This is a genomic window from Mycobacterium sp. NGS11, assembly GCF_059813315.1.
This window is the reverse complement of the sequence record NZ_JCALEJ010000004.1, coordinates 272,630-286,136: the sequence shown is the minus strand read 5'-3', so window position 1 is coordinate 286,136 and position 13,507 is coordinate 272,630. Positions and strand designations below refer to the sequence as shown.

The window sequence follows — 13,507 nt, the reverse complement described above, 5'->3', positions numbered from 1 at the left end:
ATGTCAGACACACTGGCGAGCACGGCAACAGCGCAGACCTCCGACATCCCGGACTACCCGATGGCCAGGGAGCCGCGCTGCCCGTTCGCGCCGCCACCGGACGTCATGGCACTGGCCGAGGCCAGGCCGCTGTCCAGGGTCCGGATCTGGGACGGCAGCACACCGTGGCTCATCACCGGCTACGAGCAAGTGCGCGAATTGTTTTCGGATTCCCGGGTCAGCGTCGACGACCGGCAGCCCGGATTCCCGCACTGGAACGAAGGCATGCTGTCGACGGTGCACAAGCGCCCGCGGTCGGTGTTCACCGCCGACGGTGAGGAGCACACCCGGTTCCGGCGCATGCTGTCAAAACCCTTCACGTTCAAGCGCGTCGAAAACCTGCGCCCGACCATCCAGCAGATCACCGACGACCATATCGACGCGATCCTCGCCGGGCCGCAGCCCGCTGACATCGTCACCGCGCTGGCGCTGCCGGTGCCCTCGCTGGTGATCAGCCAGCTGTTGGGTGTTCCGTACGAAGACGCCGACATGTTTCAGCACCACGCCAACGTCGGTCTCGCGCGTTACGCCACCGGCGCGGACACCGTCAAAGGCGCGATGAATCTCAACAAATACCTCGCTCAGCTGGTCGACGCCAAGATGGAGAAGCCGGCCGAGGACGCGGTTTCCGACCTCGCCGAGCGGGTCAAGGCCGGAGAGCTCAGCGTGAAAGAGGCCGCGCAACTCGGCACCGGCCTGCTGATCGCCGGGCACGAGACCACCTCCAACATGATCGGCCTCGGTGTGCTCGCCCTGCTCGAGAATCCCGACCAGCTGGCCATCATTCGCGATGCGGAAGATCCGAAGGTCATCGCCAGTGCGGTGGAAGAACTGCTGCGTTATCTCAGCATCATTCAAAACGGCCAGCGCCGCGTCGCGCTCGACGACATTCACATCGCCGGCGAGACGATCCGTGCCGGCGAGGGCATCATCATCGATCTGGCCCCGGCCAACTGGGATTCGGACGCCTTCGCCGAGCCGGACCGGCTGTACCTGCATCGCTCGGGCGCCGACCGCAACGTCGCGTTCGGCTATGGCCGGCACCAGTGCGTGGGGCAGCAGCTTGCCCGCGCCGAACTGCAGATCGTGTTCCACACCCTCGCCCGGCGCATACCCACTCTGCAACTTGCCATCCCGCTCGAGGAGGTGCCGTTCAAGGACGACCGACTCGCCTACGGCGTCTACGAACTGCCGGTGACCTGGTAGCCCAGCTCGCTACTTATCAAACTGCGGATCCGAACGGAGGGTCAATGATGACGACTCAAGCAAGCACGCTCTACCCGCCCGGAGGTTATGGCGCTCCGAAGGATCGGCGTGGCCACGCCGCGGGCGCCGATGTCGGTCTGCCGCACGGGACGGTGGTCTTCTCGGCGGACAACCACATCTCGCTGGCGGATGACATCTTCTATCAACGCTTTCCGGAAGACCTGAAGGACAAGGCGCCGCGGATCTGGTACGAGGAGGGCGCCTACCAGGTCGGTCGCAAGGGACAGTCCTTCCTGCCGGGCGATTTCAGCGCCGTGCTCATGCAGTACGACGATCTGCCCGGTGCCGCGAGCACCAACATCGAGGCCCGGATTCAAGAGCTGCACGACGACGGCGTCGAGAAGGAACTGGCGTTCCCCAACGCGGTGCTGGCGCTGTTTCACTATCCGGACAAGCAGCTTCGCGAGCTGGCCTTCCGCATCTACAACGAGTACATGGCCGAGCTTCAGGAGCGCTCGAACGGCCACTTCTACGGCGCCGGGCTGATCAACTGGTGGGACCCGCAGGGCACCCGCAAGACGCTGGACGAGCTGAAGTCGTTGGGGCTCAAGACTTTCCTGTTGCCGCTCAATCCTGGCAAGGATGACGACGGCAACATCATCGACTATGGCAGCACCGCCATGAAGCCGGTCTGGGACGAGATCGAGGCCGCCGGTCTGCCGGTGACCCACCACATCGGGGAGACGCCGCCGAAAACCCCGTGCCAGTTCAACAGCGTGGTGGTCGGCATGATGATCAACGTCGACGGCTTCCGTGAGCAGTTCGCCAAGTACCTCTTCACCGGAATCCTCGATGATCATCCCGGGCTGCGAATCGGCTGGTTCGAGGGCGGGATTGCCTGGGTGCCTTGGGCGTTGCAGGATGCCGACCACCTGATGGGGTCGTACCAACACATGTTCAACCGGACCCTCGAGCACGACCCGCGCTATTACTGGGACACGCATATGAGCGCGTCGTTCATGGTCGACCCGCTGGGCCTGCAGCTGATCGACCAAATCGGGGTGGACAAGGTGATGTGGTCCAGCGACTACCCGCACAACGAAAGCACGTACGGCTATTCCGAGAAATCGCTGAAAGCCGTCGTTGAGGCGGTGGGTCCGGACGACGCGGTGAAGATCGTCAGCGGCAACGTGACGAAGTTCCTGGGTCTGTAAGTGACGACGTTCGCGCAACTGGACACCAACACCACGCTGGTGATTCCGGAAACGGCCGACCTGACTCGCCTGCGCCGCGAGACGGGGGCCCGGTTGCGTTCGGCGATGACCGAGCGCGGTGTCGACGCGATGATCCTGCTGGGCAACAACGCGGTGGTTTATGCCACCGGCGCCAGCTGGCCACTCGGCGACGCCGGATTGTCCTACGTCGAACGGCCGGTGGCCGTGGTGCTCGCCGACGACGAATGGCCGCACCTGTTCCTGCCCTTCCGGGAGGGAGCCTCACAGGAAGCGGATTTGCCGGCCGATCACCTGCATGGGCCCGTCTACCTCGAATTCGATGAGGGCGTACAGCATTTCGCGCGCCAGCTGGCCGATCTCATGCCGGCCCAAGCGGTCGTAGCGGTCGACGAGTTCACCGGCGCCATGTCGCGCGCCACAAAGCTCCTGTTCCCCGGCGGTGCACCCGTTGACGCCGCGGCCATCGTCAGCGCCGCCAAGTCGGTGAAGACGCCGGACGAATTGTCGTGCATGCGCACCGCAATACGGATCACCGACGAGGCGATGGTCGAGGTGCAGAAACGCCTGGCGCCCGGCATTCGCCAAATCGACTTGTCGGCAAGCTTTTTGCGCCGTGCCTTCGAACTGGGTGCCACGGCCAGCATGCTCGAGCCGATCTGGCAGGTGATGCCGCCGAGCAAGGCCGAGGGCGTGTGGACCACGCACGGCGATTTGGCGCTGCCGCTCCTGACCACCGAGCGTGAGCTGGTCGAAGGCGATGTGCTGTGGACCGACGTCAGCATCACGTATCAGGGCTACTGCTCCGACTTCGGGCGCACCTGGATAGTCGGGCGGGATCCGTCCCGGCGCCAACAAGCGCAGTTCGACAAATGGTTCGAGATCATGAGTGCGGTTCTGGGCGTCGCCAAGGCCGGTGCCACCGCGGCGGATCTGGGCCGGGCCGCCATCACGGCCAACGGCGGCACCAAGCCGTGGCTGCCGCACTTCTACCTCGGCCACGGAATCGGCGTCAACGCCGCCGAAATGCCTATGATCGGAACCGATCTCGGGCAGGAGTTCGACGAGAATTTCGTCCTGCAATCCGGAATGGTGCTGGTTCTCGAGCCCGTCGTATGGGAGGACGGCACCGGCGGCTACCGCAGCGAAGAGGTCCTGGTGATCACCGAGGAAGGCTGGATCCGTTTGACCGACTACCCCTACGACCCTTATGGCAACTGAAGTCCTGCCCGACGAGCGCACGCTGCGCTCCGGGCGCCGCCAGCGGGCGCTGGCCCAGATGGCGGCACACGATCTCGACGTACTGGTCCTCGGCCGGCAAGCCAATGTCCGCTACGTCACCGGGGCTCCGCAACTTTGGGTGGCCGGCACCCGGCCATTCGGCCCGACCTGCGTGCTGGTGCGCGAGACCGGCGCCGTGCACCTGCTGAGCACGTGGGATGAGGGCGTCCCCGAAGACATTCCCCACGAGAACCTCTACGGCATCTCGTGGAACCCGATGAACACGATGGCGGCCTTGCAGCGCATCGACGGCGCGGCGACCGCACGACGCGTCGGAACCGATGCGCTGTCACCGGTTTTCGCCCAACTCCTGCCGACCGCGTTCCCCAACGCGCAGCTGGTCGACGGCGAGCTGGCCATGCGGGCCGCGCGGCGCATCAAGACGGACGAGGAGATCGCCGCGCTGCGGGACTCGGTCGCGGTGGCCGAGTCGGCGCTCGCGGCGGCGGTTTCCGAACTGCGGCCGGGGGTCACCGAGCAGGCGCTGGCCGGCGTCTTGCTGGAGGCCGCCGCGGCCGGCGGTGTCAGCACGCCGTCGAACCAGGACGTCGCATGGGTGACATCGCGCAAGCACCCCTGGCGGCGCGCTCACGGCGGCGGTCGTATCCAGGACGGCGATCTGGTGGCGTTCTCCGCCGGAGTGCTGGCGGGAGGCTACGTCGGCGAAGTGGGCCGGACCTGGCCCGCCGACAACCGGCGTGCGCCCAGCGGTGCGGCAGCACTGCACACGCGGTGGGATCGACTGTGGGGCAAGCTGATCGCAGCCTGTCATCCCGGCACGAGCGCGGACGAGTTGCTCACCGCTTACCGGAGCGCGGGGGAGCCCGAGCCGCCGATGCCGGTGGCCCGCGGCCTGGGCATGGGGTTCGACCCACCCGTCGTTTCCAAGCACCTGCCCACCACCGCGGCCGCAGAACGCCTGGAGCGGGGAATGGTGCTGGCCGTGACGGGCTACGTGTGGGAAGAAGGAGTCGGCGCGGTATTCGGGCGTGAAGCGGTCCTGATCACCGCCGACGGCCCCGAAGTGCTTACCGCGAGCCCGTTCTGGCGGCCCTAACCGTGCCCGAGTCCTCGGTGCCGACGGCCGAAGCGCCGCTGAGCGGCTACAGCGTCGTCGACCTGTCCACCGGGATAGCCGGCGCCTACTGCACCAAGCTGCTCGCCGACGGCGGCGCCGACGTCGTGAAAGTCGAACCGCCAGAGGGTGACCCGTTGCGCAGGTGGTCGGCTTCGGGCGCCACCATCCCGCTCGGCGGTGACGGCGCCTTGTTCAGCTTCCTGGCCGGGGCAAAACACAGTGTCGTGGCCGACCCCACCAGCGGCGACGATACCGAGCTGGTGGACCGGCTGCTGGCTTCCGCTGACGCGGTGGTGTGGTCGGCCGGCTCGAAAGTGGCCGAGCAGCCGCACTTCACGCCGCATGCCATCCAGGGACGCCACCCGCACCTCACCGTCACCGCGATCACACCGTTCGGGCTGGGAGGCCCCTGGCGAGACCGCCCGGCGACCGAGTTCACCCTGCAGGCGTGGTCGGGAGGCATCGTCGGGCTCGGCCGCGGCGAGCAGGAGCGCGCGCCCGTCTTCATCGGCGGTCAGGCCGGCGAATACCTGGCCGGTGTCTACGCAAGTGCGGCCACCTTGGCGTCCCGCTGGCGCCGGATCGACGGCGGCGCAGGGGAATTGGTCGACCTCTCGATGCTGGAGACACAGATCCTCGGCCTCACCTATTACCCGGTCACCTACTTCGAGGTGCTCGGCCGGCCGTGGCGAGACACGCGACGGCCGACGATTCCGGGAGTGGCTCAGGCCAAGGACGGCCTGGTGAACCTCGGCTGCGGGACCGCGCAACAATGGTTCGACCTGTGTGCGATGGTGGGCCATCCGGAATGGATCGACGAGGAATCGCCGCTGTCCATCACCGAGCAGGCCAACATCCACGCCGATGAGATCTTCTCCTGGCTGGCCGCCACCCCGGTCGACGAAATCCGCGAACTAGCCTCGGCATTCCGTATCCCCAACGCGCCGGTCGCCAACGGCGCCAACGTCACGTCCTTCGATCAGTTCGTGGAGCGCGGCTCGTTCGTGCGAAATCCAAGCGACGGGTTCCAGCAGCCCAGCCACCCGTATCGGATGCGGCCCGCGCAGCTGCGCCCGCCGCAGCCCGCACCGCGGCTGGGGGAGCACACCGAGTACTACCGCGCCGCGGCCCTTCCGGCGCGACCCGCGCCTGCCGGTGTGGCGAAAGCGCTTCCCCTGAGCGGACTTCGGGTCCTGGACATGACGACCTTCTGGGCGGGACCCTGCTGTACCCACGCTCTGGCCTTGCTGGGTGCCGAGGTCATCCACGTCGAATCCACCCGCCGTCCCGATGGCACACGGATGATCGCCGGCATCCCGATCACCGACGATCAGTGGTGGGAGAAGTCGCCGATCTTCGAGGCCCTCAACACGAACAAGAAAGGGCTGACGCTCGACCTGCAGAGTCCGCGCGGTTGCGAATTGCTGCGTGAGCTCATCGCGACCTGCGATGTGATCGTGGAGAATTTCACGCCGCGGGTGCTGGACCAGATCAGGTTGGATTTCGCCACCGTGCAATCGATTCGGCCGGACACGGCGCTGGTGCGGATGCCCGGATTCGGACTCGGCGGCCCGTGGCGCGACAACCCGGCGTTCGCCTACGCCATCGAATCAGCGTCCGGCGTGAGTTGGCTTACCGGCTACCCGGACCGCACACCGTATGACCCCTATTCGATCGGTGACGCATGCGCCGGCGTGCACGCGCTCAACGCGATACTGCTCGCGCTGGAGCACCGGCGCCGCACCGGCGAAGGCGTGTTCGTCGAGGCGGCGATGGTCGACGCCGCCCTCAGCATCTCCGCCGAGCAGGTTGTCGAGTACTCGGCATACGGGGCGGTGTTGGAGCGTGCCGGCAACCGGGGCCCGACCGCCGCGCCGCAGAACCTTTACCTCAGCGCCGACATCGACGAATTCGGCCGGCTCGATTGCTGGGTCGCGATCGCGGTGGCCACCGACAGCCAGTGGGACGGTTTGTGCCGGGCCCTCGGATCACCCTCCTGGGCAACAGATCCCGGGCTCTCGACCGATGCCGGCCGGCGCACGCACCACGACTTCATCGATGAGCGACTCGCCGCCTGGTGCGCGCACCGCAGCCGCGACGAGATCGTCGAGACCCTCTGGGACGCCGGCGTCCCGGTGGCCAAAGTCATGCAACCGCACCGTCAAACTGAGCTGGAGCAGTTGGCGTTCCGGGGTTTCTTCGAAGAGGTCGACCATCCGGTCAACGGGCCGGCCAGGCTCAGCACCGTGCCGGCGAGGTTCTCCGCCGGGCCCCACAGGTTTCACACCGAGCATGCGCCGCTGCTGGGGGAGCACAACCACGAAGTGCTGTCCGGGCTGGGCTTGTCCGACTGCGACATCGCCCGCCTGGAATCCGACGGTGTGATCGGCCGCGCACCGGCCACGCGCGCAAGTAGCTGAGCGGCCATGGTGATCGACTAATCGAACATCCGGTTATTGTTTCCACCCTTCGGCGGCCTGGTCGTCGAAGGTGCGATCGATGCGCTCAAACCTGCGTCTGACCGACGCCCGGGCCGCCTCGTGCGGCAGGATGTACAAGCGGTTGGCCAGAATCGCGTCGGCCGTGAGCCGCGCGACGCCATCGACCGACACCGTGCCATCCTGCGTCGGCGGGAGCTGTCCGAACCCACTCGTCAGGTCGGGCGCTGACGCGAGCCCGTCATCGGCGCTGCGAATTCGTTCCGAGTTCGCGACCAACCCGGTTTCGATGACCATCGGGCAGAGCACGGATACACCGATGCCGTTGTCCTTGACTTCGCGGGCCAGGGTCTCGGCCAGACCGACGACCCCATACTTGGCAACGCCGTACGCCCCGAGACCGGTGTTGGGCACCAATCCGGCGAAGGAAGCGGTGAAGGCGATGTGCCCGCCCCTGCCCTGCTCGATCAGCTTCGGCACGAACGCCTCGACGGCATGGATGGAACCCCACAGATCGATGTCGATCACCCAGCGCCAGTCCTCGTGCGTCATCGCCGCGAGTGGACCCGCGACGACGATGCCGGCGTTGCTGAACACGACATCGACCTGACCCAGCAGGCGGAAGGACTCCTCGGCCAGATGAACCATCTGATCGAGGTGGCGCACGTCGCACGTCACTCCGTGCGCATCGAAGCCTTCGCCGCTCAGGTGCGCCACGGCCCGTTCCAGCGCGGCCTGGTCGACGTCGGCCAGCACCAGGCGGGCGCCGCGCCGGGCGAATTCGGTGGCGGTGGCCAAACCGATGCCGCTCGCACCGCCGGTGATGACTGCCCCGCGTCCCTCGAAATCGTCCATGGATTCCGAGGGTATTACCCGCGCGCGGGGCGGTGTGAGAGGCGTCATGTAGATAGCACCCTAACTATTAGCGCACTATGTACGTATGGCCGCACCGACTGCCCGCGAAATCGACCCCCTAGCCCTCGAACACCAAGTGTGTTTCGCCTTGGCGACGACCAACCGGGCGGTCTTGGCGGTGTACCGGCCGCTGTTGGAGCCGCTCGGCCTGACCCATCCGCAGTATCTGGTGATGCTGGCGTTGTGGGATCACCGCAAAACCCCCGGGGCCGAGCAGTTCCCGTTGTCGGTCAAGCAGATCGCCACCGCGCTGCAGTTGGATTCCGCCACGCTGTCGCCGATGCTCAAACGGCTGGAGGGGCTGGGGCTGATCACCCGCTCGAAGAATGCGGGCGACGAGCGGACCACCGACGTGAGGCTCACCGAACGCGGAATCGCCCTGCGGGAGAAGGCACTTGAGATTCCGCCCGCCGTCGTTGCCCGGCTCGGTGTGGACATGGCCGAACTCGAGAACCTGCATCGGGTCCTCACCCGCATCAACGCCGCGGCCGTGGCGGCCGGCGCATTGCAAGCCTGATATCACCCCGAGGAGCATGATGACCGACGCGAAACCCACTCTCTGGCAGCGGATCGGCTATTCCTACGGCCGGCGACTGCCCGACTCGATGCGCACCTGGGTGGCACGAGACTTGGCCGGCGAGGGAGCCATCCGCCGGCACATGATCAGGTGGGCCATCCCGCCCCTGCTGGTCCTTGCTCCATTCTGGCTGCTGCCCGCCTCGCTCTACGTGCACACGGAGATGACCGCGCCGCTCTACATCTGGGCGCTGCTGATAACCCTTGCCCTCAACAAGGTCTGGCGGCGGCACCGGCTGGCCGTCCACGGTTTGGACCCGAATCTGGTCGACGTGATCGCCCGCCGCAAACAGGCACGGATGCACGAGGACTACATCCGCCGCTACGGGCCGCGACCCGAGTCGGCCGAATGGCAGTCGAATAGCAGCCCGTTCTAGCGGCTACTTCAGGCAGCTCCCCGCATCGATGGGCAGGGTCACGCCGGTGACGTAGCGAGACTCGTCGGAGGCGAAGAACAGGACCGCGTTGCTGATGTCGATCGGGTCGACCCAGGGAACCGGCAGCGTGTGGAACATCTGGCAGATCGGCGCCATGTCGTCGGGGCCGGGGCTCTCCAGGTCGGGGCGGAACATCTTCCAGGTGCCCTCGTTCATGATCATCGGGGTGCTCACGTGCGTGGGGTGCACGGAGTTGACGCGAATCATGTGCTGCCCCAGCTCGACTCCGAAGGCGCGCATCAGACCGACGACGCCGTGCTTGGCCGCGACGTAGTGACCGGTGTGCGGGTAGGCCTTGAGCCCGCCGACCGAGCTGGTCAGGATGATGGAGCCACCTCGCCCGCCGGACAAGATGTGCGGCACACCGGCTTTCACACTCTTCCACACCCCGGACAGGTTGACGTCGATCATCTCTGTCCAGTCTTCTTCGCTGGTCTTGTCCAAAGTCTCGCCGCCGTTACCGATTCCGGCGTTGGCGACGATGATGTCGAGGCGGCCGAGCTGTTCGACACCGTTGTCCACCGCCGCCTTGAGTGCGTCGAAGTCGCGCACATCGACCTCGGCCGTGAAGATTCTGCGGTTGTGCCCCTTGACCAGGTCCGCGGTTTCGGCGAGGTCTTCGGGTGTCGACGCCGGGATCGCGGTGTCCGTCACGCCCTCGCGGATCGGCTTGCAAATGTCAACGGCGATGATGTCGGCACCCTCCTCGGCCAACCGCACCGCATGGCTGCGGCCCTGACCGCGCGCCGCTCCGGTGACGAAAGCGACTTTGCCCTCAACACGTCCGGTCATGGCTACCTCAACTCCTGACTTTCGATCGGCACGCCTCGGCGGAGAACGAACGCGTTCTGCAGGACCGCGGGTCTTGCCGCCTTGAACTCTGTCATTGAGCCGTCGCGGGTGTCAATGACGAATCCGTTTCGGCTATTTGCGATTCTAGATATTAGAGAATCTCATTCTCACCGGCAAACGGCGTGCGCTATTCGCTCGTCACGTGAGGGAACGGGGCGCGGTTGTGCTACGCGACGAATCCGCGTGAGCAGAAATCCCACACCTCATCGGCGGTGATGGGGTGCATCGTCGCGTCATCGGGGCCGCCGCTGGATTGCGCGATGAACATGACGGTCTGCATTGTCATGGCGGCCACCCGCTTCGGATTGCTGGTGGTGCGCAACTTGCCGGCGTCGTGGGCCGCCTCCATCAGTTCCGTCAGCAACGCGAGCAACGGTGCATGAGCCACCTTGACCTCGGCCGGATGCGTCACCAACAACCGCGGGGCAAAGTCGGTGAACAACGGGCGCTTGGCCGTCGGGTCCGGGCGCGATGCCTCGTAAAGGAGCTGAACGGCGACCTGCAACCGCTCCAACGGATCGGATTGGCTCTCGGTGGCCGCGCGGATCTGGTCGGCCGATCGGCTCAGGGCATCCTCGAAGAGCGCCAGCAGCAACTCGTGTTTGCCGTCGAATTGCAGGTAAAAGCTGCGCAACGACTGGCGGGAGCGGTCCACAACCTCCTGCACGGTAAAGTCCGTGCTGCCCTTTTCGATGATGATGGCCTGGGCCGCGTCGAGGAAGCGCTGAACACGCTGCGCGGCGCGCAGTTTCGCCGTCTTGATGGACCGCTCGACGGCACGCTGCTTCCAGGCCGGCTCTTCGCTTGGATTGGTCACGGCCGGCTCAGGTGATTGCCGCGAGGGGAGAACATGGTTGGACTCTACCGGAGAACGCCGTGACATCGCTGCGCTCGACCCCCTCACGGATCACGTGTCGGAGATTGTAACTTTCTTACCGCGAGAATACTATTCTCTTAGACGTGTGTATGGAAGCTTAATCGCAAGAGCGAACCGCGTCGTCGGCGGAAACCATGATCTACTGACGGCGCGGTGCCCTCACGACCATCCCGGGAAGAGCTGTGCAGCTGACTTTTGACGCCGAGGTGGAGGCGTTCCGCGCCGAATTCGTGGCCTTCCTCGACGCGCACCTGCCTTCCGAGGCCGAGGCGTTCCTGCGGCCCCAATCGAGTTCGGACATTCCGGAGTGGGCCCGCCGGTGGCAGCGCTTGCTGTTCGACAGCGGGTGGCTACAGCCCGGCAATCCCCCGGAGTTCGGCGGGCGCAACGCCACGCTGCTGCAGCAGTACGTGTACCACGAAGAGCTGTCGCGGCGGCGCATCTATCAGAGCTTCAATCCGCAGGGTGTGGGCATCATCGCGGCGTCATTGCTGTCATTCGGTACACCCGAACAGAAGCGGCGCTGGGCGGTACCGATCCTGCGGGCGGAGATCACCGCGTCACTGGGGATGAGCGAACCCGGCGCGGGCTCGGATCTCGCCTCGCTGAAGACGCGCGCGGTGCGCTCGTCTGATTCAGACGGCGACCACTTCGTCGTCAACGGGCAGAAGGTGTGGACATCCGGCGCCCATCACGCCGATGTGTTGCTGACCTTCGTGCGCACCGATCCGGACGCGCCAAAACACAAGGGCATCAGCGCTTTACTGATTCCCACCGACAGCCCAGGCGTGGTCCGCCGCCCGTTCGCCTCGATGGGTGACATCGACGACGTCGACTTCAACGAGGTCTTCTTCACCGACGTACGAGTGCCGGCCGAGAACTTGGTGGGCGAGCTGAACGCGGGCTGGCGCGTCGCGACCGGTTCGCTCGGCCACGAGCGCGCGATGCTGTGGCTGGATTACGCGGACATGTTGCACGCGTTGACGGTCGAGTCCCATCCCTCGGGTCCGGTGCAGCGGGATCACTACGCGACGCTGGTGATGGACTTCTATGCGATGCGGCTGCTGGGGTCGGCAACGCTGGCCAAAGCCGCTCGCGGCGAAGAGGACGTCCCCGCTCAGTCGGTGCTCAAGCTGCTGGGCTCGGAGGCCATGCAACGCGCCAGCGAGGACGCGCTGGCCGCCAAGGACGGCGACGGACTGGCGTTGCGCGCGGTCACGGCCCCGTTCGCGCCGCTCAACCTCGATAGCCACTACGGCAGCTGGTTCGACCGGTACACCCGCACCTTCGCCGCGACCATCGCCGGCGGTACATCGGAAATTCAGCGCAACATCATCGCAGAACGCGTACTCGGGCTGCCGCGCAATTGATCTGAGCGTCAGTGGTTCTTCGCGTCCAATTGGGCGTAGTAGCCGATGGCGACGAGACCCGCCACCACCGCGATCGCCCCTAAAACCATGCCGGCCACTGCGGTTCGGGGATTGCTCGCCTCCCCGCGGGCAACCCTTCGCCGGGCGATGTCGCCCGTCACCACCGCCGCGATGCCAAAGGGCACTCCCAGTAGCAACCAGCAGGTGACGAGTCCGACCAGGCCCAGCAGGAGCGAGGCGACGCCGAACTGGTTTTGTGGTGCTTGCGCGTGATTCATGCTTCCCACCTCCCCGGGTTGCGGCCGTGGTCGACCCACGCGCCATCGTTGCAGCGAAGCATCCCATGCCCGGCGTACGCTGCTTGGTTCCGGGGCGCGCGACCCGTTACAGCTGCGCGAGCCGCGGCGCAGAACCGGCCGCCACCAACGCTTTTCCGGCCGCACGCGTCAGTTCTCGAGAGCTGCCCAGCAGCCCATCGAGAATCAGGGACCGCTTGATGTGGTGGTGCAGCGGATGCTCGGCGGTAAAGCCGATCCCGCCGAGCACCTGCTGGCAGTGGCGTGCGGAGGTGAGCGCGGCCTGACCAGCCGCGGCCTTGGCCAGCAGGGAAGCCAGTCCCTGCGGATCGTCGCATTCCGTCGCGGCTTGCAGTGTTGCCTCGGCGCCCTCGATCGCGACGAGCGTCTCGGCCAGCCGGTGCCGGATCGCCTGGAACGAGCTGATGTGGCGGCCGAATTGCACGCGGTCCACGGCGTGCTGACGAGCCAGTGACAGCATGGCCCGGCTGGTGCCGACCAGCCACCAACCCACGGCTAGCCAACCCGCGTGCAGGGCGGCCGACGGCAGAGGATCTCCCTGCGGTACGGGGTGGATCGGCAGCAACTCGTCGATCGCCGACTCGGGGTGGTCGCGGCGTTCCCACAGCACCCAGGAGCCGCCGGCGAACGGCAGCGACAGCGTGCCTCCGGGCGCGTCGCCGGCCGCGCACAGCACGACGTCGTTGAGGACGGGCGCGTGCGCGCCGGTCTCACCGAGCAGTTTGAACACCAGAGGTATTGCGGTATCGGGCATTTCGTCGAGCATGTCGCGCCAGCCGAGGTCGGTCAGCGCCGCATCGAGCTTGGCGCCCGAGGCGGCGCTCATCGTCGTCCGCAGCGACTCTGCCAGCAGGCGCAGCGATTCGGGGTCTGACTCGGTATCTGCCGA

The 13,507-nt window shown here is 66.3% G+C and carries 13 protein-coding genes and 1 pseudogene; 9 read left to right on the top strand and 5 right to left on the bottom strand.

Annotated elements, in window-relative coordinates:
- The 5 genes from AC5Y4T_RS08205 (at nucleotide 1) to AC5Y4T_RS08185 (ending at nucleotide 7,256) form a co-directional block, all read left to right on the top strand.
- A complete protein-coding gene (locus AC5Y4T_RS08205; protein WP_499952619.1) occupies nucleotides 1-1,245 on the top strand; it encodes a cytochrome P450 in 1,245 nt (414 codons plus the stop codon).
- A gap of 152 nt (nucleotides 1,246-1,397) precedes the next feature.
- Nucleotides 1,398-2,459, top strand: a complete 1,062-nt coding sequence (locus AC5Y4T_RS08200) for an amidohydrolase family protein (protein WP_499952681.1) — start codon at nucleotides 1,398-1,400, stop codon at nucleotides 2,457-2,459.
- Nucleotides 2,460-3,698 (top strand): M24 family metallopeptidase, encoded by a 1,239-nt coding sequence (locus AC5Y4T_RS08195; protein WP_499952618.1) that lies wholly within the window; start codon nucleotides 2,460-2,462, stop codon nucleotides 3,696-3,698.
- On the top strand, nucleotides 3,688-4,815 hold the full coding sequence (locus AC5Y4T_RS08190; RefSeq protein ID WP_499952617.1) for a M24 family metallopeptidase: 1,128 nt from the start codon (nucleotides 3,688-3,690) through the stop codon (nucleotides 4,813-4,815). Before AC5Y4T_RS08195 ends, AC5Y4T_RS08190 begins: the two co-directional genes overlap by 11 nt.
- A 2-nt stretch (nucleotides 4,816-4,817) precedes the next feature.
- Nucleotides 4,818-7,256: a CaiB/BaiF CoA transferase family protein gene (locus tag AC5Y4T_RS08185; protein ID WP_499952616.1), complete on the top strand. Its 2,439-nt coding sequence runs from the start codon at nucleotides 4,818-4,820 to the stop codon at nucleotides 7,254-7,256.
- Between the two features lie 33 nt (nucleotides 7,257-7,289).
- Here AC5Y4T_RS08185 and AC5Y4T_RS08180 read toward each other — a convergent pair whose 3' ends face one another.
- Nucleotides 7,290-8,129, bottom strand: coding sequence for an SDR family NAD(P)-dependent oxidoreductase (locus AC5Y4T_RS08180; RefSeq protein ID WP_499952614.1), 840 nt, complete (start codon nucleotides 8,127-8,129; stop codon nucleotides 7,290-7,292).
- Between the two features lie 85 nt (nucleotides 8,130-8,214).
- On the opposite strand from AC5Y4T_RS08180, the gene AC5Y4T_RS08175 reads away from it, so the two are divergent.
- Both AC5Y4T_RS08175 and AC5Y4T_RS08170 read left to right on the top strand, forming a co-directional pair.
- Nucleotides 8,215-8,706 carry a MarR family winged helix-turn-helix transcriptional regulator gene (locus AC5Y4T_RS08175; protein ID WP_499918755.1) on the top strand — a complete coding sequence of 164 codons (492 nt, stop codon included), beginning with the start codon at nucleotides 8,215-8,217 and terminating at the stop codon, nucleotides 8,704-8,706.
- A 19-nt stretch (nucleotides 8,707-8,725) separates the two neighbouring features.
- Nucleotides 8,726-9,142, top strand: coding sequence for a DUF5313 domain-containing protein (locus AC5Y4T_RS08170; protein WP_499949636.1), 417 nt, complete (start codon nucleotides 8,726-8,728; stop codon nucleotides 9,140-9,142).
- A gap of 3 nt (nucleotides 9,143-9,145) precedes the next feature.
- Here the strand turns inward: AC5Y4T_RS08170 and AC5Y4T_RS08165 are convergent, their stop codons facing one another.
- Both AC5Y4T_RS08165 and AC5Y4T_RS08160 read right to left on the bottom strand, forming a co-directional pair.
- Nucleotides 9,146-9,994 carry a mycofactocin-coupled SDR family oxidoreductase gene (locus AC5Y4T_RS08165; RefSeq protein WP_499952613.1) on the bottom strand — a complete coding sequence of 283 codons (849 nt, stop codon included), beginning with the start codon at nucleotides 9,992-9,994 and terminating at the stop codon, nucleotides 9,146-9,148.
- 226 nt (nucleotides 9,995-10,220) lie between these two features.
- Entirely contained in the window at nucleotides 10,221-10,871 is a 651-nt protein-coding gene (locus tag AC5Y4T_RS08160; protein WP_499949635.1) for a TetR/AcrR family transcriptional regulator, read from the bottom strand.
- 242 nt (nucleotides 10,872-11,113) lie between these two features.
- Here AC5Y4T_RS08160 and AC5Y4T_RS08155 point away from each other — a divergent pair.
- Nucleotides 11,114-11,734: pseudogene (locus tag AC5Y4T_RS08155) on the top strand (acyl-CoA dehydrogenase family protein); the annotation flags it as partial.
- 9 nt (nucleotides 11,735-11,743) lie between these two features.
- Nucleotides 11,744-12,301, top strand: coding sequence for an acyl-CoA dehydrogenase family protein (locus AC5Y4T_RS08150; protein ID WP_499919034.1), 558 nt, complete (start codon nucleotides 11,744-11,746; stop codon nucleotides 12,299-12,301).
- 8 nt (nucleotides 12,302-12,309) lie between these two features.
- Here the strand turns inward: AC5Y4T_RS08150 and AC5Y4T_RS08145 are convergent, their stop codons facing one another.
- Together AC5Y4T_RS08145 and AC5Y4T_RS08140 are read right to left on the bottom strand one after the other, a co-directional pair.
- The gene (locus tag AC5Y4T_RS08145) at nucleotides 12,310-12,579 is read right to left on the bottom strand and encodes a DUF4190 domain-containing protein (RefSeq protein ID WP_499952612.1); all 270 of its coding nucleotides are present in this window, start codon (nucleotides 12,577-12,579) and stop codon (nucleotides 12,310-12,312) included.
- A gap of 106 nt (nucleotides 12,580-12,685) precedes the next feature.
- Nucleotides 12,686-13,444 carry an acyl-CoA dehydrogenase family protein gene (locus tag AC5Y4T_RS08140; protein WP_499952680.1) on the bottom strand — a complete coding sequence of 253 codons (759 nt, stop codon included), beginning with the start codon at nucleotides 13,442-13,444 and terminating at the stop codon, nucleotides 12,686-12,688.
- Between the last annotated feature and the right edge of the window lie 63 nt (nucleotides 13,445-13,507).

Bases quoted from the DNA above. Each gene is read 5' to 3' on its own strand.
- AC5Y4T_RS08205 (WP_499952619.1), top strand. From the start codon at position 1: ATGTCAGACACACTGGCGAGCACGGCAACAGCGCAGACCTCCGACATC.
- AC5Y4T_RS08190 (WP_499952617.1), top strand. From the start codon at position 3,688: ATGGCAACTGAAGTCCTGCCCGACGAGCGCACGCTGCGCTCCGGGCGC.
- AC5Y4T_RS08180 (WP_499952614.1), bottom strand. From the start codon at position 8,129: ATGGACGATTTCGAGGGACGCGGGGCAGTCATCACCGGCGGTGCGAGC.
- AC5Y4T_RS08175 (WP_499918755.1), top strand. From the start codon at position 8,215: ATGGCCGCACCGACTGCCCGCGAAATCGACCCCCTAGCCCTCGAACAC.
- AC5Y4T_RS08170 (WP_499949636.1), top strand. From the start codon at position 8,726: ATGACCGACGCGAAACCCACTCTCTGGCAGCGGATCGGCTATTCCTAC.
- AC5Y4T_RS08165 (WP_499952613.1), bottom strand. From the start codon at position 9,994: ATGACCGGACGTGTTGAGGGCAAAGTCGCTTTCGTCACCGGAGCGGCG.
- AC5Y4T_RS08150 (WP_499919034.1), top strand. From the start codon at position 11,744: ATGGGTGACATCGACGACGTCGACTTCAACGAGGTCTTCTTCACCGAC.
- AC5Y4T_RS08145 (WP_499952612.1), bottom strand. From the start codon at position 12,579: ATGAATCACGCGCAAGCACCACAAAACCAGTTCGGCGTCGCCTCGCTC.
- AC5Y4T_RS08140 (WP_499952680.1), bottom strand. From the start codon at position 13,444: ATGAGCGCCGCCTCGGGCGCCAAGCTCGATGCGGCGCTGACCGACCTC.